General features: G+C 61.1%; 22 protein-coding genes. 6 read left to right on the forward strand and 16 right to left on the reverse strand.

All coding sequences use genetic code 11. From position 1 onward, the window contains the following. Positions 1 to 30: 30 nt before the first annotated feature. The 3 genes from V5279_RS31370 to V5279_RS31380 are packed head-to-tail and all read right to left on the reverse strand — an operon-like array spanning position 31 to position 3,781. Positions 31 to 2,421, reverse strand: coding sequence for a xanthine dehydrogenase family protein molybdopterin-binding subunit (locus V5279_RS31370; RefSeq protein WP_338691011.1), 2,391 nt, complete (start codon positions 2,419 to 2,421; stop codon positions 31 to 33). Then, positions 2,418 to 2,903, reverse strand: coding sequence for a (2Fe-2S)-binding protein (locus V5279_RS31375; RefSeq protein ID WP_338691012.1), 486 nt, complete (start codon positions 2,901 to 2,903; stop codon positions 2,418 to 2,420). Before V5279_RS31375 ends, V5279_RS31370 begins: the two co-directional genes overlap by 4 nt. Beyond that, positions 2,900 to 3,781 (reverse strand): xanthine dehydrogenase family protein subunit M, encoded by an 882-nt coding sequence (locus V5279_RS31380; protein ID WP_338691013.1) that lies wholly within the window; start codon positions 3,779 to 3,781, stop codon positions 2,900 to 2,902. The genes V5279_RS31375 and V5279_RS31380 overlap by 4 nt, the downstream gene beginning before the upstream one ends. A 170-nt stretch (positions 3,782 to 3,951) precedes the next feature. Between V5279_RS31380 and V5279_RS31385 the strand changes: the two genes are divergently transcribed. Together V5279_RS31385 and V5279_RS31390 are read left to right on the forward strand one after the other, a co-directional pair. Further along, a complete protein-coding gene (locus tag V5279_RS31385; RefSeq protein ID WP_338691014.1) occupies positions 3,952 to 5,046 on the forward strand; it encodes an LLM class flavin-dependent oxidoreductase in 1,095 nt (364 codons plus the stop codon). Positions 5,047 to 5,061: 15 nt separating this feature from the next. Continuing rightward, a complete protein-coding gene (locus V5279_RS31390) occupies positions 5,062 to 5,937 on the forward strand; it encodes a polysaccharide deacetylase family protein (RefSeq protein ID WP_166305548.1) in 876 nt (291 codons plus the stop codon). A gap of 6 nt (positions 5,938 to 5,943) precedes the next feature. On the opposite strand, the gene V5279_RS31395 is transcribed toward V5279_RS31390, so the two are convergent. The 5 genes from V5279_RS31395 to V5279_RS31415 all read right to left on the reverse strand — a co-directional run bounded on the left by V5279_RS31395 (position 5,944) and on the right by V5279_RS31415 (position 11,061). Further along, positions 5,944 to 6,630 carry a TetR/AcrR family transcriptional regulator gene (locus tag V5279_RS31395; RefSeq protein WP_338691015.1) on the reverse strand — a complete coding sequence of 229 codons (687 nt, stop codon included), beginning with the start codon at positions 6,628 to 6,630 and terminating at the stop codon, positions 5,944 to 5,946. Next, on the reverse strand, positions 6,627 to 7,181 hold the full coding sequence (locus V5279_RS31400) for a flavin reductase family protein (protein ID WP_166305542.1): 555 nt from the start codon (positions 7,179 to 7,181) through the stop codon (positions 6,627 to 6,629). Before V5279_RS31400 ends, V5279_RS31395 begins: the two co-directional genes overlap by 4 nt. Positions 7,182 to 7,191: 10 nt before the next feature. Next, the gene (locus V5279_RS31405; RefSeq protein WP_414645963.1) at positions 7,192 to 8,367 is read right to left on the reverse strand and encodes an acyl-CoA dehydrogenase family protein; all 1,176 of its coding nucleotides are present in this window, start codon (positions 8,365 to 8,367) and stop codon (positions 7,192 to 7,194) included. 426 nt (positions 8,368 to 8,793) lie between these two features. Continuing rightward, positions 8,794 to 9,756 carry a PBSX family phage terminase large subunit gene (locus V5279_RS31410; RefSeq protein WP_338691017.1) on the reverse strand — a complete coding sequence of 321 codons (963 nt, stop codon included), beginning with the start codon at positions 9,754 to 9,756 and terminating at the stop codon, positions 8,794 to 8,796. Between the two features lie 72 nt (positions 9,757 to 9,828). Beyond that, complete coding sequence (locus V5279_RS31415) at positions 9,829 to 11,061, reverse strand: hypothetical protein (protein ID WP_338691018.1); 1,233 nt, start codon at positions 11,059 to 11,061, stop codon at positions 9,829 to 9,831. Between V5279_RS31415 and V5279_RS31420 the strand changes: the two genes are divergently transcribed. Beyond that, entirely contained in the window at positions 11,060 to 11,500 is a 441-nt protein-coding gene (locus tag V5279_RS31420) for a hypothetical protein (protein ID WP_338691019.1), read from the forward strand. The genes V5279_RS31415 and V5279_RS31420 overlap by 2 nt on opposite strands. A gap of 1,224 nt (positions 11,501 to 12,724) precedes the next feature. Here V5279_RS31420 and V5279_RS31425 read toward each other — a convergent pair. The 3 genes from V5279_RS31425 to V5279_RS31435 all read right to left on the reverse strand — a co-directional run bounded on the left by V5279_RS31425 (position 12,725) and on the right by V5279_RS31435 (position 13,705). Further along, on the reverse strand, positions 12,725 to 12,976 hold the full coding sequence (locus V5279_RS31425; protein WP_338691020.1) for a hypothetical protein: 252 nt from the start codon (positions 12,974 to 12,976) through the stop codon (positions 12,725 to 12,727). 308 nt (positions 12,977 to 13,284) lie between these two features. Then, complete coding sequence (locus V5279_RS31430) at positions 13,285 to 13,539, reverse strand: hypothetical protein (protein WP_338691021.1); 255 nt, start codon at positions 13,537 to 13,539, stop codon at positions 13,285 to 13,287. A gap of 4 nt (positions 13,540 to 13,543) precedes the next feature. Continuing rightward, positions 13,544 to 13,705 (reverse strand): hypothetical protein, encoded by a 162-nt coding sequence (locus V5279_RS31435; RefSeq protein WP_338691022.1) that lies wholly within the window; start codon positions 13,703 to 13,705, stop codon positions 13,544 to 13,546. 722 nt (positions 13,706 to 14,427) lie between these two features. Here V5279_RS31435 and V5279_RS31440 point away from each other — a divergent pair. Beyond that, positions 14,428 to 14,613: a hypothetical protein gene (locus V5279_RS31440; RefSeq protein ID WP_166207815.1), complete on the forward strand. Its 186-nt coding sequence runs from the start codon at positions 14,428 to 14,430 to the stop codon at positions 14,611 to 14,613. A gap of 103 nt (positions 14,614 to 14,716) precedes the next feature. Here the strand turns inward: V5279_RS31440 and V5279_RS31445 are convergent, their stop codons facing one another. Then, positions 14,717 to 15,001, reverse strand: a complete 285-nt coding sequence (locus V5279_RS31445) for a hypothetical protein (protein ID WP_338701460.1) — start codon at positions 14,999 to 15,001, stop codon at positions 14,717 to 14,719. A gap of 267 nt (positions 15,002 to 15,268) precedes the next feature. On the opposite strand from V5279_RS31445, the gene V5279_RS31450 reads away from it, so the two are divergent. Then, positions 15,269 to 15,529 (forward strand): hypothetical protein, encoded by a 261-nt coding sequence (locus tag V5279_RS31450; RefSeq protein ID WP_338691025.1) that lies wholly within the window; start codon positions 15,269 to 15,271, stop codon positions 15,527 to 15,529. A 24-nt stretch (positions 15,530 to 15,553) separates the two neighbouring features. Here the strand turns inward: V5279_RS31450 and V5279_RS31455 are convergent, their stop codons facing one another. Continuing rightward, positions 15,554 to 15,907, reverse strand: a complete 354-nt coding sequence (locus V5279_RS31455; RefSeq protein ID WP_021080362.1) for a phasin — start codon at positions 15,905 to 15,907, stop codon at positions 15,554 to 15,556. A gap of 217 nt (positions 15,908 to 16,124) precedes the next feature. On the opposite strand from V5279_RS31455, the gene V5279_RS31460 reads away from it, so the two are divergent. Next, the gene (locus V5279_RS31460; protein WP_029079997.1) at positions 16,125 to 16,310 is read left to right on the forward strand and encodes a hypothetical protein; all 186 of its coding nucleotides are present in this window, start codon (positions 16,125 to 16,127) and stop codon (positions 16,308 to 16,310) included. Positions 16,311 to 16,425: 115 nt separating this feature from the next. Here V5279_RS31460 and V5279_RS31465 read toward each other — a convergent pair whose 3' ends face one another. The 3 genes from V5279_RS31465 to V5279_RS31475 all read right to left on the reverse strand — a co-directional run bounded on the left by V5279_RS31465 (position 16,426) and on the right by V5279_RS31475 (position 19,075). Then, entirely contained in the window at positions 16,426 to 16,629 is a 204-nt protein-coding gene (locus tag V5279_RS31465; protein WP_338691031.1) for a hypothetical protein, read from the reverse strand. Between the two features lie 126 nt (positions 16,630 to 16,755). Then, on the reverse strand, positions 16,756 to 17,889 hold the full coding sequence (locus V5279_RS31470) for an alpha-hydroxy acid oxidase (RefSeq protein ID WP_338691032.1): 1,134 nt from the start codon (positions 17,887 to 17,889) through the stop codon (positions 16,756 to 16,758). A 166-nt stretch (positions 17,890 to 18,055) separates the two neighbouring features. Next, a complete protein-coding gene (locus tag V5279_RS31475) occupies positions 18,056 to 19,075 on the reverse strand; it encodes a GlxA family transcriptional regulator (protein ID WP_029080000.1) in 1,020 nt (339 codons plus the stop codon). Positions 19,076 to 19,097 lie beyond the last annotated feature (22 nt).

Consider the following 19,097-nt stretch of genomic DNA (forward strand, 5'->3'; position numbering starts at 1 on the left):
CGTTTTGTCTTTGCCCGGAACGTCTCCACCTCAGATTCGTCCCAGGGCCGTCAGGATAACCTGAGGCGTCAGCGGAATCTCGGTAATTATTGCGCCGAACGGCCGGAGCGCGTCATTGACCGCGTTGGCCACGCAAGCTGCCGCACCGGCTGTCCCCGCCTCGCCCGCCCCCTTGGCGCCCAGCTCCGATTCTAACGTCGGAGAGACCACGTGGCCGATCTCGATATCGGGCATCTCACCGGACATCGGGACCAGGTAGTCCGCCATATTGGCGTTGGTCAGCTGACCGCGTTCATCATAGATGCACTTTTCGAACAGTGCCGCGCCGAGCCCCTGCACGACCCCGCCCCGGATCTGCTCGTCAACCAGTTGCGGATTGACGATGGTGCCGCAATCTTCGACAACCCAATGCTTGAGCAGCGTAACGAACCCGGTCTCGGTATCGACCTCGAGCCACGAGGCCTGAATGCCGTTGGTAAACGCAAAGGGGTACTGGCGTGGAACGAAATGCCGGGTCGCCATCAACTCGGGCTGGATCCCTGGCGGGAGGGTGTCCGGTCGAAAATAGACGATCCGCGCCAGCTCGTTCAGCTCGATGCGGGGCGCGCCGTCGTCGGCATTGACGATACTGTTGTTGACGATATCGAGCCCGGCTGGCGTCGATTGCAGGATGGCCGCAGCAACGTCGAGAATATTCTTGCGCAGAGCCTTGGCGGCTTGCAACGCGGCTTCGCCGCCGATGCCGGCGCCGCGCGAGGCCCACGTACCGCCGCCATAGGGCGTGTTGTCGGTATCGCCCAGGATCACGCGGACCCGCTCCATCGAAACGCCAAGCACGCTGCCGACGATCTGGGCCGTCAGCGATTCCGACCCTTGCCCCTGCTCCGTGATGCTGGTCTGGCAGATCACCGAGCCCTGGGCGTCAAGCCGAACCGCGACACCATCCTGCGACGAGATCCGCGCGCCGCCGACGCCGTAGAAGGCGGCGCTGGGATTGGTCACTTCTATGAAGCTGGCGATTCCGATGCCTCGATGAACGTTTCTGGTACGCAACGCGGCTTGCTCGGCACGCAATGCGTCGTAGTCCATCATCTGAAGCAGCTTGGCCAGCGAGGCGTGATGCGAGAGCTGCTCGAACTTCATGCCCGAGGGTGATGCGCAGGGATAGGCATCGTCGGCGATCAGGTTGCGCCGGCGGATCTCGACGGGATCCATGCCGATCTTCGCTGCGGCCAGATCGACCAGGCCTTCGGTAACCGAACAGGCGATCGGGTGCCCGACCGCGCGGTACTGGCACATCACATTCTTGTTCTGGAACACGACCCGCGCGCGCGCCCGAAAGTTCGGGGTCAGATATGCCCCACCGACCAGGTTGACCACCTGATTTGCCTCGATGGCGCTGGTGCGCGGATACATCGAATAGGGGCCGATCCCCGTCAGATCGTCGATCTCGAATGCCGTAATCGTGCCGTCCTTTAGGACGCCGATCCGTCCCCTGCATCGATGATCGCGGGCGTGAATGTCCGTGTTGAAACTCTCGACGCGGTCAGCCACGAATTTGACCGGCCGCCGCAGCAGCTTGGACAGCGCATAGGTCGCCATTTCGTCGGCGTAGATATGGACCTTGATGCCGAACGAGCCGCCGACATCCTTGCAGACCACCCGGACCTGCGCTTCCCTCAGCCCGAGATGGAGGGCCGCGATGTTCTGCACCATGTGGGGCGCCTGCGTGCCCTGATAGATCGTGAGCCGCGCCTCGGCCGCATTCCAGTCGGCAACGACGGCCCGCGGCTCAAGTGTCACGCCGGTGTGGCGCCCGAACACGAAGTCGGCTTCGACCACCTCGGACCCCGACAATGCGAGGTCGACATCGCCGGCATTGAGGGTCCGCTCAAAGGCGAGATTGTCACCGAGCGAGGCGTGAATGACAGGAGTCGCCGGATCGAGCGCAGTGCGCATGTCCGTGACCGCCTCGAGTTCCTCGTAGTCGACGGCAATGTGCTCCATGGCATCTTCAGCGGCCGCGCGGCTGGTTGCCACAACCGCCGCCACCGCCTCACCCTGCCAGCAGACCCGGTCGACCGCGATCGCGTGCTGCGGCGCCGACTTCAATCCCTTTAGATGCGAGAGCACACCGACCCAAGGCGTAATCACAGCCTCAAGCTCACGCCCGGTGACGATGGAAATGATGCCCGACATTCGCCTTGCCGCGGCGGCATCGATCGCCACGATTCTGGCGTGGGCATATGGCGACCGCAGAAAGACCACGTGCGCCATACGCGGCAATTCCAGGTCGCTGACGTACTGTCCGCGCCCTTGCAGCAGCCTGTCGAGATTCGGACGCGGCACCGTCTTGCCGATGTAGGAATTCGGGCGATCGAGCACTGAAAGTGTGTCGGCTGGCGCACGGGTCGCTGTCATGCGCGGCGCTCCGCGCGCGTCTTGGCTGTCGCCTCCACAGCATCCACGATGGCCTGATAGCCCGTGCAGCGGCAATAGTTGCCGGAAAGATGCTCGCGGATCGCTTGACGATCAGGCACGGACAGACGCTTCAGCAAGTCCTGCGCCGTCATCAGCATGCCAGGCGTGCAATAGCCGCACTGCAATGCATTCCGTTCGCGAAACGCTGCCTGAAGATCGGCGACTTCTCCGCTGTCGGACAGCCCCTCGATTGTCTCGACCGACGCCCCCTGCGCCTGGACCGTCAACATCAGACAGGAGCGAACGATCTCGCCATCGACCCGGACAGTACAGGCGCCACAGACGCCGTGCTCACAACCGATGTGAGTGCCGGTCAGCTTCAGGTTCTCCCGGAGAAAATCAGCGAGGTTGAGCCGCGGCAAGACAAAGGCATCGATCAGTTCGCCGTTGACCAGAAGCGAGATCGATACCGGAACGCTCACTTGGTTGCTCCCGTTTCCAGTTCAGGTCGCGCGAGTAACGCGGCCACACAGCGCCGGAGCAAGACTGTGGCGAGATGTCGGCGCATGGCTGGGCTAGCCTGCTGATCCTCATGTGGATCGAGTTCATCGGCCAGCGCGGTCGCAGCCTCTGCGAGCAAGACGGCGGTCACAGATGCATTGATCAGCTTGTCGGCGGCGGACGCGAGCAGAGGCCGGTCACCAACCGCAAAGAAACCGAGCCGAAGATCCGTGAACCTGCCGCGCGCCACAACAGCGCGAGCGGCGAGACCAGCGATGGCATAGTCGCCATGCCGCCGGGCGTATTCCTGAAAGAAAAACGTCGAGCCTTGGCCTGCGACAGGCACCTCGACTGCGACAAGCAACTCGTCCGGAGACAGTGCCGTTTCGTAAATTCCCTTGAAAAACCCGGTCGCAGCAATCAGGCGCTCGCCGGCCGGGCCGCGAACGATAACCGTGGCGTCAAGTGCTACGACGCAGGCGGGCAGTTCCGACGCAGGATCGGCATGGGCGAGGCTACCGCCAATCGTTCCGCGATTGCGAATTGCGGGATGAGCAACATGGGCAACGGCATCGCGCAACAACGGCGCGTGCAGAGCAACCTCCGGCGAACCGAGCAGGTCGACATGCCGGGTCAACGCACCAATGACCAGCACATCCCCCTTCACCGCGATGCCGCGCAACTCGGCGAGGCCGCCGATATCGACCACAATGTCCGGAGATAGGAGCCGCAGGTTCATCGCCGGCATCAGGCTCTGACCACCTGACAAAACCCTCGCCTTGTCGCCATGCGCAGCGAGCAATTCCAGCGCATTCACGACGCTGGTCGCGCGGGCATAGGCGAAAGCCGCAGCTTTCATGTGGGCGTGGCCTCCCGGGCCCAATTTTGGTTTGCCCGATTAGAGGGCCGCCCTCTTCAAAGGTCAAGCTTGTTTATCGAGTGATTATTTGCGCGGCGGGGCTTGTCTTCGCTGCGGGAAGGCCGCAGGTTCCTCGCCAACTAAAGTTCTACTCGCAAGGGAGGCGGATCATGAAGCTCGGATTCTTTACGATGCCGATCCATCCTCTCGACAAGGATTGGCGGCAGTCGCTCCGGGAGGATCGGGAGGCCTTCCTGCTCGCGGATGAGCTCGGGTTCACCGAAGGCTATGTCGGCGAGCATGTCACCGACAAGGCCGAGAACATCACTTCCAGCATCGCGTTCATTGCCTGGCTCGCGGCCGCAACCAAGCAGATCAGGCTTGGAACCGGCACCATCAACATGCCGAACACCCATCCGGCTGCAGTCGCCGCATCTGTCGCCATGCTCGACCACATGCTTGATGGGCGCTTCATACTCGGGATCAGCCCTGGCGGATTGCTGTCCGACGCGGAAGTCTTCGGCAATCTCGATGCCGACCGCAATGCGATGTTCCTGGAAGCGATCAATCAGGTTCTCGACATCTGGGCCGGCAAGCCGCCCTATGATCTGCAGGGCAAATATTGGGATGTCTCGGTCAAACGAACTCTGATTGAGGATATTGGCCAAGGCATCGTCGCGCGCCCCTTGCAAACCCCTCATCCGCCGATCGTGGTGACCGCGGTCGCGCCGTTCTCAAAAGGGGTCACGGAGGCGGCGGCACGCGGCTGGGATCCGATCTCGGCAAACTTCCTGATGCCTGCCTGGGTGAAGAGCCATTGGCCCAAATATGTCGAGGGCTGCGAACGCGCAAACCGGGCGATCGACAGCGCCAATTGGCGTGTCGCCAAGAGCGTGTTCGTGGCAAGGGACGCAGCAACCGCGAAAGCCTATGCCACGTCGCCCGACAGCCCCTACGTGTACTACTATCACCAGCTGTTCACGAAGCTGAAGCGCAGCGGCCGGCTCGAACTGTTCAAGACGCGGCGGGATCAACCTGACGCCGAGGTTACATTGGAAGAGATCTGCGACAAGCTCATCATCTACGGCACACCCGAAAGCGTTGCAGATCAACTGCTAGCGTTCCAGGAGGAGATCGGCGCCTTCGGAACCTTGCTGTACGCCGGCAAGGACTGGAGGGATCGCGAGCTTGGCCGTCAATCGATGATCCTGATGGCTGAGAAGGTCTTGCCGCGGATCAATGCCGCTCCCGGATTATCGGCGTGATCAAGGAGTCTCGACATGGCCTTCACTGATCGCATTCCGTACCAGGCCCAGGTCGATCGCCCGAAGCTGACATTGCCGGGCGGCAAGAAACTTGCCGTGTGGGTGATCCTCAATGTCGAGGAATGGCGCATCGGGAACGCGATGCCGCGCACCGTGCTGAGCCCACCGATGGGCCAGCCCCTGCTGCCCGACGTGCCGAACTGGTCGTGGCATGAATACGGCATGCGCGCCGGCTTCTGGCGGCAATTCAAGGCCCTCACCGATCGAAAGATTCCGGTGACGCTGGCCGTGAATGCCAACGTCTGCAACAGCTATCCGCGGGTGGCGTCGGCAGCGCTTGAGGCGGGCTTCGAATTCATGGGACACGGATTTGTCCAGGGCCCGATGCACAAGGTCGAGAACCAGGCTGACGCAATCAAGCGCGCGGTCGACACCATTGCTGGATTTACCGGCAAGCCGCCGCGATCGTGGGAAAGCCCCGGCCTGACCGAGACCGAAGAGACGCTCGATCTCCTGCGCCTCAACGGCATCGAATACGTGGCCGACTGGGTGATCGACGATCTCCCGCAGGACATCGCCACGCCGCACGGAACGGTGACGACAATTCCCTATTCCGTCGAGACCAATGACATCGTTATCCACGCGCTGCAGCATCTTCCGTCAGAACAGTTCCTGACGCGCTGCACCGACCAGTTCGATCGGCTGTATCTCGAAGGCGCGGAGAATGCGCGGATCATGGCGATCTCGGTGCATCCCTACATCACGGGCGTGCCACATCGAATCAAATATCTGGAGGCGCTGCTCGATTACGTCATCGGCCATGACGGCGTAGCGCTGATGACGGCGAGCGAGATCGGAGATTGGTATCGGGGTCAGATGGCAACGAGGTAGTGCCGCTCAACCAACGACCTTGATCGGCGCCCGTCGACGATCGGTCGCGCTCTCCGCCATCCTCTCGAATCCTGCGAGAAAGATATCCAGCGCATCGCTGATCATTTGTGCCTTGTCCTCGAGGACCGGCGTTTCGTAGATGTACTTCCGCACACCATAGTAGAAGATACCGCCGTGAAACACCCAGGCCAGTTCCAGTTCAGCGGCGCTGGGCCTGCTTTGCGTCGCGAGGCCGGCGTCGTGGCGACATTCCCTGAGAATGCGGGTCAGGATCTTGTCCTTGACCATGCCGACATACCAGCGATTGATATCGAGGCCCTTCAGGCCGGAGTAAAGATAGATCCTCAGCCATTTGCGGTTGAAGATTGCATCCGTATAAACTTCGTAAAACTCCTGTAGGCGCACGCGGAGCGGACGCGAGCGATCCGAGAGCAACTTCTCCCAGCCGATTTCCAGGGGTTCGAGATATACCTTGCGGTAGACCTCCTTGATGAGATCATCCTTACTCGGAAAGTAGCGGTAAAGCAGCGGCTGGGTTACGCCGAGCTTGCGCGCGAGGGTACGTGTACCGCCGCCGAATCCCTCTTCCGCAAAAAGCTCAGTCGCCTTGGTGACGAATTCGCTGCGCCGGTCGTCAGCTGATAGTCGCCTCTGCTTGGTACGAGCTCGCTTGACGGGCGTCTTTCGATTCATGATGTCTTGTCACCATCGTCAGGCTGGAATCCGCCAAAACCTCCCCGCGCGAACAACAACGGATTGTTCCGGTTATAAGCGTAGGCTTCCACCGCCCCTAGAAAAATGACGTGATCTCCGCCGTAGTAGCGGTTGGCGGCACGGCATTGAAAATTTGCAACCACGTCGGCAAGCACAGGAGCTTGACCGAGACCTGGCGTCCAGCTCACACCTGCGAACTTGTCGCCTGATGACCTAGCGAACTGCAGCGCCAACGCCCGCTGCGACGCATCAAGAACGTTGACGGTAAAATGGCTGGCATTCTGGAAGATCGGCAGCCCCTGCGAAAACATGCCCAGGCTCCACAGCACCAGCGGCGGATTGAGCGATACCGACGCGAAGGAATTGCAGGTAATTCCGTACGGCCGCCCTTCGGCAGACATCGCGGTCACGATCGTCACGCCGGTCGCGAACGTGCCAAGCGCGTTGCGGAAGTCACGAGGGTCGATCGTCGAACTGTCGCTTGCGAACTCACTGGCCGGATCCGGCGGATGTTTGGGTAAGTCAGACATCCAATCGGCCTCAAAGCGTCAGGTTTTCAGACGGAAGCCCGAGGGCCACCCGCCCGTAATTGGTACCGGCCGCGTCAAAATTGAAGGCGAGGTGCGAGTTCACCGCATGCGCATCGCGGAATTGGCGCTGCAACGCGCCCGAGGTGAACAGGCTGCGCGCCCCGCTCGCCGCGAACAGAAGAGACACCGCTTCGGTGCACAGATTGACCGCAAACGCGCCGTCGCGTCGGAGCTTCGTCTTCGCCGCAATGCTCGGGATGTCGCCACGCCGAACTTCCGCTAACACCTCAACGCAGTTCGTACGCATGATCAACCGCGCGGCATCTATCTTTGCCGACGCCTCAGCGATCTTGATTTGTGTGCTTTGCAGGTCTCCGATCTTGGCCCGGTTGTATGTCGAGGCGCGGTGTCGCGCGATCTCGACATAATCATCAAGGCAAGCCTGCGCATTCCCCAGGCCGACCCCTGACAAGACATAAGGAAACAACGAGAAGACCGGAAGCATGTAGAGCGCATTCGGATTGACAACACTGCCGGGCGTCGCACCGCCCGCGAGATCGCTGACGGCAATCGTCATATGCTCGGGGACGAACGCGTCAGTTACCCGAACGTCGTTTGATCCCGTTCCGCGCAAACCAGCCGCATTCCAGGTATCGTCGATGCTGTAGTCCCGCCTGTTCAGCAAGAACAACCGATACTCGACGCCATCGGCTTCATCGTCAGAGGCAACCACACTCGCGAGCATGTTCCATCCGCACGCTTCCACCCCGGACGAGAACGGCCAATGACCGCTCAGTATATATCCGCCACTTGTCTTCCTTGCACGGCCTGCCGGGAATACAAAGGAAGACGCGATCAGCGTATCCGGATCCTTGCCCCACACCGCGCTCTGCGCCTCGGGCGCGAACATACCGAGCATCCAGTGGTGGCTCGCAAGATTGGCAAAATTCCAGGAGACCGAGGCGTCGCCCTGGCCCAAGGCATCGGCGCAATCGACCAGTGCAACATAGTCGAGTTCGCTTCCTCCGACGCGCTTGGGCTGCAGGATTCGGAAAAGCCCATTATCGTGCAGATCCCGTTCGGTCTCGGGCGGCAATCGGCGCAGGTCTTCGGTCCGTTGAGCTCGCTCGCGCAAGGCCGGCACAAGCGCCCTGGCTCGTGCGACCATGACCGAATAGCGATCCATGTCTGCGCCTGGCGGCACCTTCGCGTCGAGCCCGCGGTCAACCTCAACCATGGTCTCTTCCTTCGTTCGATCTCCAAGACATTTGTGCGTGCGATCGAGCCGTACGGCTCAGTTTATCGATCGATCACCAGAGATCAAGCCGCGCAAGCCTACGTCCCTCGAATTTTCAACGCCCAGGACTAACGACTGCGGCGGGTGCCCACTGAGGGAACGTTTTCAGCGATGCCTCGTCCGCGCAGGACAGGCCAATCCAGCATTTTTTCCCGGCCAAGATACGACATGTGGTCCAGGCTCATGCTAGCGAACGCTGAATGCAGAAGGCCGCTTCCTGGCGCGGAAACGCAAAAAAGCCCGGTGGCCATTCGGCCGCCGGGCTCTCTACGTCATGGTATTATTGGTAACCGCTCAACCCATCTCGCGCGCTTTCTAGACGAGTTCCTTCCGCCAATACAACGTGTGCTCCCATGCCCAGGGCGAGGCAGGTTCGAACAGCCTGTAGCCGCGCGAGCGCAGCCAATTGAGGTGATACGCCAACACCTGGCCGGCGCTCTCATAATAGTCCAGAATCCTTATTTCGCTACCGGCCCACTGCACGATCCAGATCGTGAACGCATCCGCAGTCGCGCCCGCGCCACCAATATCGATAAAGGCGCGCAACGGCAGCAGCGGATCGGCCGCGACCTTGCCGATCCGACCGTCCTTGTGCGCCTGGGCCAGCAACGTGGCGAAGTACGCGCCTTCGAACGCTTGCACGTAACCTCCTTCCCAGATGTGATTGTAGCGATCGGGATAAAGCGAGAGGTCAACGCGCCGCTCTTCATCGAGCACCCCCGGAAACCACGGATTGTCGCGCCAGCTTGCGTTGACGACGATCGCTCCTGGGGCTTTGCGGGTTCGCAGGAAGTCATCGATCGCGTCCGACTTCCGCCGCGGATTCCAGCTCGCCCAAAGCTCGGAGCCCGGCGCGCGGATCGTCGGCCGCAGCAGAGCGAGGCTATGCGCGCTCAGCGACTGCGCTTCGTCGATCCATGCGACCTTGAAGCCCTCCAGACTCTTGATCGAGTCGGCCGTATGATCCCGCATGCCCCGGAAGATCATCACGCCGTCACCGGGCGTCGTGATCCTGTCCGAATAGACCTTAAACCCTTGGCCGACGCCGAGCGACGCGATCTTGCTTTCGATCAACCGCTTCGACGATTGCGCCAGCGTTCGCTGCGCCTCGCGGATACATACCGCCAGCGTGCCGCGCTCGGCCTGGCACATCTCGACCAGGAGCTCGCCGAAGAAGTGGGATTTTCCCGAACCTCGGCCGCCGAATGCCCCCTTGTAGCGCGCCGGTTGTAGCAGCGGCTCGAACACTTTTGCGGTTGGAATTTTCAGGATCGACAAGGCTGCTCTCGATAACGCAAGATGGCTCGCTCGCCCGCCTGCCGCCTCACGGCGATCATCGGGCCTGAACTGTCAGTGACGAGGGCGTGCTCTGGTCAGCTCGGCAAGCCAGTTATCCAGATTGGTATTCGCCGCGCCGGACGCGTCCGGAATGCCAAACACAGACGGCGGCAGATATCGCATGGGTTGTCCACTGAACGGGCTCGGCGGGCTCATCGAAGCCGAAGGCGCACCCGCCGCGAGCGAGGACGCAGGAAACCGTTCGTCGAACGTCACGGATCGGCCGGGAGGCGAAATCGGAGCCGATGGAACGAACGGCACGGCCGGTGCTCCCGCATCGAACGCAGTTTGCCCCTCGCCTGTGAGCGGTACACGTACCAGACGCCGAATGTCCCCTCTTTTGCGGGCCTCATCTTGCGAAACGTCGTCAGGTGGCGCGACGGACGAGTGCGTCGCGACGCTTCTCGAAGCAGATGCCGGCACCGCGCTCCAGCGGCCTGCAAAGTCTGCTGGCGCATCAGCTAACGCCTGGGCCACTGCGGCTTGATTTGCCAGGTATGTCGCGCCCGCGCCGTCTGTGCCAATTTGCGGAATATAAGGAACACCATTCTGCGCGGCGGTCCACTTGCTTCTCAGCACCCGCTCCGGAGTCGGACCTTGCTTATAAAATTGAACAAGCAGTGCACTTCGCAGCTCTGGACTCAAGGCATTCCAAGCATCGATCCCTGTCTTGGGATCTCCGTTGATACTCATGTTGGATTGATAAACGCCAAGGCCATGCCGCAAATATGCCGCTATCGATGATGCCGTAAGGGCTCTGTCGCTACCGTTCTGCAAAGCGACGCCAGCAGAAAATAGGTTGTTCGCATAAGGCGCGAAGGCCGGATCATCTGGATCTGTCAGAATTGCCTGAATCGCGTTCTGGAATTTCACTCCAGCCGGACCATAGTCGATAAGCAGAGCATTCTTGAATTTCTTCTCAATATCCGATCCGACCGTTATTGCGTTTGGATCGGAGTTGTACCGATCCAGGATGTAGCTGGAGGCTCCTTGTCGAGGGTCAGATGGATTGATTTTCGCTCCTCTTTCTAGCGCTTCTCGAAGAAAATGAGTTGCCCAATAAGATGATCCTGCACGCTTCACTTCGTTCCAATAGCTAGCAGTCTGATCGAATTGCTCTTGGGCCACACTTCCGGCAATCGCTTCGGCGGGCACGCCGTACCTCGCTGCCGCGGCGGCGATCTCAGGCGCCATTGATTGAACACCGGCAAGTGTCTCCTTGCTGTATGACGGCAGGGGGTCCATGGATGACCTATTCGCTGAGTTTGAGGATTCAGATCAATTTTTGGATTCAGGAAACGATCCAGACGGCGGCACTGAATCCCGCCCAATTGGCCAAGGCGCATGTCAGGACTACCGTGCTCCACAAATTCACGCGGGTTACCCACGCGATGCCTACCAATATCGCGATCAGAACGACGTTCAGGGACGAATTCATGAATGGCCAGGGGATGAAGAACGAACAAGAGAAGTCGAGCGTGGTCACGAAGGCCCATGTCGAAAGGCCGAAAACGATACCCAAGGACAAGATCAATCGATAAGTCGCAAGGCGAAGATCGAGAAAGTATGTTGGAAGAACGCATCCAATGGAGCCGATCGTACAGAGGTTATTGATCGTGGGCAGCGCATTGATAAGGTGACAGACGTCATCCATGGATGGTATCCGCAGAAGCTATATGCGTGAGCATACTGCTAGTCAGGGCTGCATCCCGTCGTCGAGCCAGGCGCGGCCGGCACCGCCTGACCGACAATGAAAGGCCCATTGCCGCTCTACACTCACACGTCTGCAATAGCAGGGTATCTCCAATCCCGCCCATGTATTTGCTGCGCATGGTTTCGGGATTTTTTGTGCAGAAAGAGGGGCAGTCAAATAGACAGCGAAGATAACAAGCCCAATGCCGCCAACCCCCGCGTCAAGATCGACAGAGGTCCTCCGGATAGTCAGATCGCGTCGCACGTCCGCTCGCCGCCTTGCGGACGGTGCCAGGCTGGACTGTTATTGGCGAGGGCGCGCTCTGGTGAGGCCGGCAAGCCGGTCATTCAAACTCTTGTCCGGCGCACCGGAAGCGTCCGGGATACCAAACACTGACGGCGGCAGATATCGCATCGGCTCGCCGCTGAACGGGCTCAGCGACCTGATCGAATCCGGAGGCGCGCCCGCAAAAGCTCCGAAGCGTTCGTCGAATGTCGCGGGCCGACCCGCCTGCGGAATCGAAGCCGACGGAACGAACGGCACGGCAGGCACTCCGCCATCGAAGTCAGGCTGGTTCTCGCCTTTCGGCGGTACCCCGCACCAGGCGCCGGATGGGTGCTTCCTTGCTGGCCAATTCCGGTGATGGGTCATCGGGCGGCGCAACGAGCGACTGCGTCTCGTAAAGTGGTCGCGACGATGTGGCCGATCCCGGCGAGAACTGTCCGCCGGTGCCGAACCGGCCGAAGGCGCCGGCATGGCTTGGCGACGGACTGAGATAGTTATAGCCCGGATAGCGCGCCGCAGCCTCGCGCGGCAACAAGCTGCTTGGAGGAGACGCGGGATGATTACGCGAGTTCAGCGGATCGCTGCCGTAGAGATTTTCTCAGTAGGCACGGTCTGAATCATAGATGGCCTGTGCTTGAGCGTGGTCGAGGAGGCCGCGAAACTCTTTCTGTATGCGATCAACGTAAGCCTCTTTGCGATTTGCCTTGGGTATTGAAGGTAGACCGATCGATCCAGCAATTGCCCTTCCAGCAATTGGCGCGTACGACATACAAAATCTCGGTTCGATCCGACGTCAATATGCGCCACGGGCTATCCCAAGCGTTGCGCACGTCTGAGGTGGTCGCAAGGCCTAGTCCACCTAGGCTCGTCCGCGACGGGCGTCTGCGCTAAGGAATAGAGCGTATAGGGATATGCCGACTGGGACGCAGCTCAGTGAATGAAGAACAGACCCAGCATAAACCCGGCACAAAAAACCAATAGCCCGATCAAGGTGGCGAAAGTGCCTTCGATTTCCAGGCGACCGTCTTCGCGATACCGATAGCCGAGCCAGTTGAATTTGTGAGAATCGAGGAATGAGCCGACCCGGACCTTACCGAATGAGACGATCGGCAACACCAGCAGAGCTATGGCGTAACCCAATAGCCACCAGATCGATTCAAAGGTCGAGAGCAGCACTGTCATACTCATTGCCCGGAGTACACGACGCCTATCGGCCATGGCCATCAACATCCACCGATATGAGATCAGCCGCTACCAACCGAGCAGGCCGCATCATCGCACAATAGTACCATTCCGCTCGGACACGCCACGATTGATATCATGCCGGCTAGCACGTAGGTAAGAGCAACCCCGCAGAACAGGACACACGATGCTGCGAGCGGTCACGATAGCGATCCGGGCTCTCGATGACGTGATTGAACGTGTCGGAAGGACCCTCGACAAAGCTAGCCAGGCGATCCGCAGAATTGGACGGGCCGCGGCCTCCGCTCTCAGGTATCTTCACCCTCAGCCTCCTCAGGCTCGACGATGATCCGCTCGATGCGGTGCACAAGTTCGAGCGCTCCGTCGCCGTTTTCGATCGCCTGCGGCGCTTTGCCCCAACCGCGATCGAGGATGGCATTGGCGGCGGAGACGCGGGCAGCCGGGGTTGCACTGGTCGATCGCATCACGCCGACCAGCGCGTTGATCGCGCTCCGCGTATGACTCCGCGCGAGTGAACGGATCTGGGTGATCGACTTCGCCAAGCTACTACTTCTCCTGCCAATCGGAGGGGAGATACTCACTCGGGGCCGTATCGGAGCGATCCGTGTCGGGATCGGGCAGCACCGAGCGAAATGCGATCGTGGGAAAATCCGTTCGCTCACACTCACGACGCGGTCGCGGAATGAACTGGATGATCTCGGCGCTCATGCGGCCTCCCACAGAGCGGGGGCAACCAAGCCCGCGAGTGCGAGCGAGATTAGATAGGCGGTCATTGCAAACCTCATTGATCGGCCGGCAGCGCGCGGTGCGGCCATCGAATTAAAGATGCGGCAGGTCGCGCAAAATGCTGCAACCGTTTGGGGCGCGAACCTTATCCCTGACGAGTGGGGCCGCGGGCGGCGCCGGCTTGCGCCGCGCCGCAGGACCGGCGCGTTCGCGCGCGCCGGCCAATTTCGTGCTCGTTTCAAAGGGTTCGGACGGCGGCGCGCTGACGACGCTCAGGCGATGGGCGGGGAGGATGTGGCGTCGTGACGTTGCGGCCGCCGTCCGATTGATGAAACGGCAAACAAAAAGCCCGCCGCGGATTGCTCCGCGCGGGCTCAACAATTTCGGAATTTTTGAATTATGCAGCTGAGTTGCCCGACGTGTCAAACCTTTTTACGAGCTGAATGCGATCGGTAAAATGCAACGCGTCGGCTTCGACGGTGGGAAACCGCCTTGATCGAAAGTTTGCGCATGATCTGGAATCGCAACATGAGTTGGCGTCGATCGGCCGTATGCTTGTTGCGATGATGTCAGTGTGCCGCTGAGTTGCCCGACGCGTCAAGTGGGACAAGCCGTTCATATTTGGACCGACATCAATTACGGTTTTCGGCTCGCGCCGGTCGAACCGGCCCGCGCCGTACGTTGATTGCAGGGAGGAAGCGTCGATGTATTTCGTTGCTGCCGTGCTCGCGGTCCTGTCCGGCCTGTTCTATGCCGCAGGCCATCATCAGATCGGTTCGCTCGGTACCACCATGTGCCAGTATGGCGGCTTCTTTTGCGACACTCCGGTGCTGGTTCTCGTCGGTGCCGGGTTCGCCGCGGCGTGGGGCATGCTCGTCAGCGTTCGCTGATCATCGCTTGATGCTGCCGACAGTGATCTTGTGCCGCTGAGTTGCCCGACGAGTCAATTTCTGCGCTCCGCGTCATCGGACGCATCTCCACGAACGCCCACATCTATTGCGGCGGGATAGGGTTTGCCGGTTGCGCCGGCTTGGGGCCAGGTGGAACGGGTTCAATCGGCGCCTTCGGCTCGGTCGGCATGACCGTTGCGCCGGCCGCACGCGCAGCCTCGCCGGTCGTCCAGTAGTTGGCGGAGGCGGCCGGCTGCACCTTCGGCGTATTCCATGGACCGTGGTCGACGATCAGCATCCCGAACACGCCAAGGATCGCAATCACGGCTGCAATCACCAGCGGCGTACCGCCGTGCCGATTGCGATGCCTGAGCGAACCACCTTCCATTATGCCGTGCGCTTGCATTGTCATCATCGTCTCCTCCCCGGAAACAAGCCGCGACCCGCGCGTAAGTTTCCGGTTCCCTGACGTGAAAGGACGGCATGTCGGTGGAACCAATCTACGGCTGTGGCATTTGCACGATGTGCGACCGCCACCCGCAATTCAAAACGGCGCCTGTCGCGGATAGCCCTAGGTCATCGACCCGCTGTTCAAAGCATGTGCACGCGCGGATGGAAGGTGGCGACCACCTGACCTTTAGTGAGATCGCGGCACATGAGCTCCGAGACACCCGAGTCCCCCCTGCAGCCCACACTCGGCGAACGAGCGATCGACGCTGCGACGGACGTTTCGCGCACCATCACGGAGGTGTCGGACGGACTGCGAGCGGCTGCGGATCGGCTCAGCGACGCGATCGCAAGCTCGCGCCGGCCGGGCGGAGTCCTTGCCACGGTGAGCGCGGTCACGCGCGAAGCGCCGCTCGCCAGCCTGTTCGTCGCGTTTCTGCTCGGCGTTGCCGTCGCGCGCCGGCGCTAGGCTCGACGCGCTGCGAAAGCCGTCCTAGAACTTGCCTTTGGTGGCGTCCTTGGTTGCGGACATGACGCTTCCGCTGATCTGCCGCATATGTTCGCCGGCGTTGGTGAACTGGCTGCGCAGGAACTCCGACTGGATCCGCATCGCCTCCTGCAGATCGGTCGCGTGCACGAGCTTGCGCGCATGCTCGAACGCCGCCTTCATGTTCTGCTCGGTGAACGACAGCGCCTGTTTGGAAATCTCGGTACCGGTGCCCGGCATCGCCGTCATCGACTTGCTCGCGGCGTCAAAGAACAGGCTGAAGGCCTGTTCGGCCTGGTCGATGGTCTTCTCCGCGAGATCGCGCAACTCGGCGGGAACTTCAAGCTTCGGCTCAATCATGATCGCGCCCCCTGAAATAAGCGTGGGGCAACGTTAGCATAGTTTGTGACGGCGTCAGCGCCGGATCAGGCCCGCTCGTTCTAGCCTCCGAGGAAAATTTACCTAGCCAAGGCCAGACCGCATGCGTAGCCGATTCCAATCGTGTCAGCACTGTGGCATAGTGATTCGACTTTCTTCGTTGGTCGCGTTCGCGTCTCTTGGGGAATAAGGGGATCCGATGCTGCGCGCCGTTCGTCCGACACCGACCTGCACCCGATTCAAGACCAGTATCGAGATGCCGTGCATGAAGTGCGGCACGCAAATGCGGCTGACCTTGATCGAGCCGCGCGACCAAGTCTACGACGTGCTGACCTATCAGTGCACGCCCTGCAATTCCGGCGAAAGCTTTCTGAACGCGCGATAAAGCGTTTTCACGCGAAGTAGATACCGGTTCGCGTGAAGAAAACGCGTCAAAATAAGAATCTAGAGCCCCGTTCCGATTCCATCGGAACGGATAAGGCTCTAGGCGGCTACCCCGTTCAGTCGCTCAACACCGCAGCTCCCGCCGGCGTCAGCACGGGCTCGTCGTCATGCAGTTCGACCAGACCCAGCTCCGTCAGGATACGCAAATCCTCGTCGCTGATCGGGGACAGTCCGAGCCGGCGGGCCTGGATGTCCCGCAGGGTCCAGCGCAAGCCGATCGCGCGTTCAAGTGAAAACTCAGCGAATGGATTATCTGCCATTCGCCTCGACTAGTGCGGCAATTTGGATCAGACTTTGTCTTTGCCGCGGCGGCTTCATGGACACCACAGATTGATAGCGAACTGGCGCGCCCGTGGGCCCCGATCGCGCTATCGCTTCGTACCAGTTCAGTAGCGGTAGGGATCGATATCGACCAGCGGGAATGCGCTGAACACGCTCGGCAGATGGGTCGGCAGCGCCGGGTGAAGATAGGATTTGTCCAGTTCGGCAAAGCTGGTGACGCCGAGCAGCCCGAGGCACCGGATTACCTCGTCCTCCAGCAATTCAAGCATCCGGACAATGCCCGCCTCGCCGGCCGCGGCGAGCGCCCAGCACTGCAGACGACCGATCCCGACAAGGTCGGCGCCCGAGATGATGGCCTTCACGATGTCGGTGCCGCGGCAGAACGAGCCGTCGACCATGATCTTGGCTCGCCCCGCGACGGCCTGGACGATCTCGGGCAGCACATGCATGGAGCCGCGGCCGTGGTCGAGCTGGCGTCCGCCGTGATTTGAGACGTAGATCCAGTCGACCCCGTGATCGAGGGCGATCCTTGCATCTTCGGCGGTGGCGATGCCCTTGAGGATCAGCGGAATCTTGAACTTGTCCTTGATCAACTTCACGGTCCGCCATTCCAGACCCTTCTGGAAATCGCCGCCGGTGGCGCGGATACGGCTTTCACGGACGTAGCGCTTGGCGATGTCGCGCTCGCGCCGGCTGTAATGGGCGGTGTCCACGGTGAGGCAGAACGCGGCATAACCGTTGTCGATGCTACGGCTGACCGTGTCCTCGACAAATGCGTCGTCGCCACGCACATAGAGCTGGAAGATGCGCAAGGCGTCAGGCGCGGCCTTGGCCGTGTTCTCCAGACCCGGCTCCGACACCGAGCTCAGCATATGCGCCGCGCCGAACGTTCCAGCTCCGCGCGCAACGGCTGCACCCGCATCGGGATCGAATATCTCGAGCGCGCCGACCGGGGCGATCATCACGGGAAGCCGGAGCTTGCGGCCGAAGACCTCGACGGAAGGATCGACATCGATGACGTTGCGCAGAACGCGCGGCCGGAACGCGATCTCGTCGAGGGCCATTCTGTTGCGGCGCATCGTGGTCTCGGTCTCCGAGGCGCCGACGATATGATCCCAGGCGTTCTGGTTCAGCTTGGCGCGGGCCTTTTGCACGAATTCGTGCAGGTTTTGGAATTCCTCGCCGCTGGCGCCGAGCTCGACATTGCGCGTCTGTTGAATGGGGGTCCCGTCATTCATGGTGTTTCTTCTCCCGATTTTGGCCGGCACATTAGCCGCAGACAAACCGGAAAAGCTACCGCCTTGAACTATGAATCCGGCCAGCGAAGGCCAGCTATTCGCTCGTGAGATAGATCAATTTCGACACCAAGCGCCCGGCGTCCGGACTGAGCCAGCCAGAGGCGAGCTAGCTGCCCGAAAACCGGTTTCGGTACTCGGTCGGTGACACGCCGAGGTGGCGCAGGAAGGCCCGCCGCATTCGTTCGTCATCGCCGAAACCCGCGCGCTTGGCGACTTCGACCACCCCGCCGATCTGACGGCTCTCGAGCAGCAGGCGCGCGGTCTCCACGCGCAGCGCCTCGACGCCGCTTGCGGGCGTCATGCCGGTGCGGCTGACATAGGTCCTGGCAAAGGTGCGAGGCGTCATCCCGGCCTTTTCCGCGAGGGTCTCGACCTTGAGGTCGTCAGTGATGTTCTCGATGATCCAGGCGTGCAGCGCGCTGAAGCGTCCCTCGACGTCCGACGCCTGGGCCGCGAGCACAGTCGAGAACTGGCTCTGACCGCCCGGCCTCTTGAGAAACACAACAAGCCGGCGTGCGACATCGAGCGCGGTGGTGTGGCCGAAATCCTCTTCGATCATGGCAAGCGCGAGGTCGATACCAGCGCTGACGCCGGCCGATGACCAGACCCGCCCATCCTTGACGAAAATCGCGTTGGGTTCGACGCGGATGTTGGGGAAGCTGTCCTGCAAGCGCGGGCAATACCGCCAGTGCGTTGCAGCACGCTTGCCGTCCAGGATTCCGGTCCAGGCCAGCGCAAACGCGCCGAGGCACACCGATGCGATACGGCGCGCCTTCGGCAGCGCCTCCGCAATCCAGTTCATCAACTTGGCGTCGTTGCGGAGCTTCCAGATGCCCGGCCCACCAGGGATCACCAGCGTATCGACCTCGGCGGGCGCAACACTGTCGATCGGCGCCGTGTCGATCATCATGCCGACATCGGTCGGCACCAACCCACCGGACGCCGACAGGTAGGAGAGCGAGTAGTCCGGCCCGGGCAGTTCGATCGCCTCCAGCTCCGCGAACACCTGGGCGGGCCCGGAGATGTCGAGCAAGGTCACGCCCGGAAAGGCGACGATCGCGATCCGCCGCGTGGTTTTCTTGTCGCGCGGCTCCGGCCGGGGCGCTTTGGCAGCTTTCGAGGGCATATTGTCCTTTAAGCCATTCGAG

The organism is Bradyrhizobium sp. 26S5 (genome assembly GCF_036923295.1).
Classification (GTDB): Bacteria; Pseudomonadota; Alphaproteobacteria; order Rhizobiales; family Xanthobacteraceae; genus Bradyrhizobium; species Bradyrhizobium septentrionale.

What these genes read in the sequence shown, in the direction of transcription:
- V5279_RS31370 (WP_338691011.1), bottom strand. Translation starts at nt 2,421, where the DNA reads ATGACAGCGACCCGTGCGCCAGCCGACACACTTTCAGTGCTCGATCGC.
- V5279_RS31380 (WP_338691013.1), bottom strand. Translation starts at nt 3,781, where the DNA reads ATGAAAGCTGCGGCTTTCGCCTATGCCCGCGCGACCAGCGTCGTGAAT.
- V5279_RS31385 (WP_338691014.1), top strand. Translation starts at nt 3,952, where the DNA reads ATGAAGCTCGGATTCTTTACGATGCCGATCCATCCTCTCGACAAGGAT.
- V5279_RS31390 (WP_166305548.1), top strand. Translation starts at nt 5,062, where the DNA reads ATGGCCTTCACTGATCGCATTCCGTACCAGGCCCAGGTCGATCGCCCG.
- V5279_RS31395 (WP_338691015.1), bottom strand. Translation starts at nt 6,630, where the DNA reads ATGAATCGAAAGACGCCCGTCAAGCGAGCTCGTACCAAGCAGAGGCGA.
- V5279_RS31400 (WP_166305542.1), bottom strand. Translation starts at nt 7,181, where the DNA reads ATGTCTGACTTACCCAAACATCCGCCGGATCCGGCCAGTGAGTTCGCA.
- V5279_RS31405 (WP_414645963.1), bottom strand. Translation starts at nt 8,367, where the DNA reads ATGGATCGCTATTCGGTCATGGTCGCACGAGCCAGGGCGCTTGTGCCG.
- V5279_RS31420 (WP_338691019.1), top strand. Translation starts at nt 11,060, where the DNA reads ATGGATGACCTATTCGCTGAGTTTGAGGATTCAGATCAATTTTTGGAT.
- V5279_RS31415 (WP_338691018.1), bottom strand. Translation starts at nt 11,061, where the DNA reads ATGGACCCCCTGCCGTCATACAGCAAGGAGACACTTGCCGGTGTTCAA.
- V5279_RS31425 (WP_338691020.1), bottom strand. Translation starts at nt 12,976, where the DNA reads ATGACAGTGCTGCTCTCGACCTTTGAATCGATCTGGTGGCTATTGGGT.
- V5279_RS31435 (WP_338691022.1), bottom strand. Translation starts at nt 13,705, where the DNA reads ATGAGCGCCGAGATCATCCAGTTCATTCCGCGACCGCGTCGTGAGTGT.
- V5279_RS31440 (WP_166207815.1), top strand. Translation starts at nt 14,428, where the DNA reads ATGTATTTCGTTGCTGCCGTGCTCGCGGTCCTGTCCGGCCTGTTCTAT.
- V5279_RS31445 (WP_338701460.1), bottom strand. Translation starts at nt 15,001, where the DNA reads ATGGAAGGTGGTTCGCTCAGGCATCGCAATCGGCACGGCGGTACGCCG.
- V5279_RS31450 (WP_338691025.1), top strand. Translation starts at nt 15,269, where the DNA reads ATGAGCTCCGAGACACCCGAGTCCCCCCTGCAGCCCACACTCGGCGAA.
- V5279_RS31455 (WP_021080362.1), bottom strand. Translation starts at nt 15,907, where the DNA reads ATGATTGAGCCGAAGCTTGAAGTTCCCGCCGAGTTGCGCGATCTCGCG.
- V5279_RS31460 (WP_029079997.1), top strand. Translation starts at nt 16,125, where the DNA reads ATGCTGCGCGCCGTTCGTCCGACACCGACCTGCACCCGATTCAAGACC.
- V5279_RS31465 (WP_338691031.1), bottom strand. Translation starts at nt 16,629, where the DNA reads ATGGCAGATAATCCATTCGCTGAGTTTTCACTTGAACGCGCGATCGGC.
- V5279_RS31470 (WP_338691032.1), bottom strand. Translation starts at nt 17,889, where the DNA reads ATGAATGACGGGACCCCCATTCAACAGACGCGCAATGTCGAGCTCGGC.
- V5279_RS31475 (WP_029080000.1), bottom strand. Translation starts at nt 19,075, where the DNA reads ATGCCCTCGAAAGCTGCCAAAGCGCCCCGGCCGGAGCCGCGCGACAAG.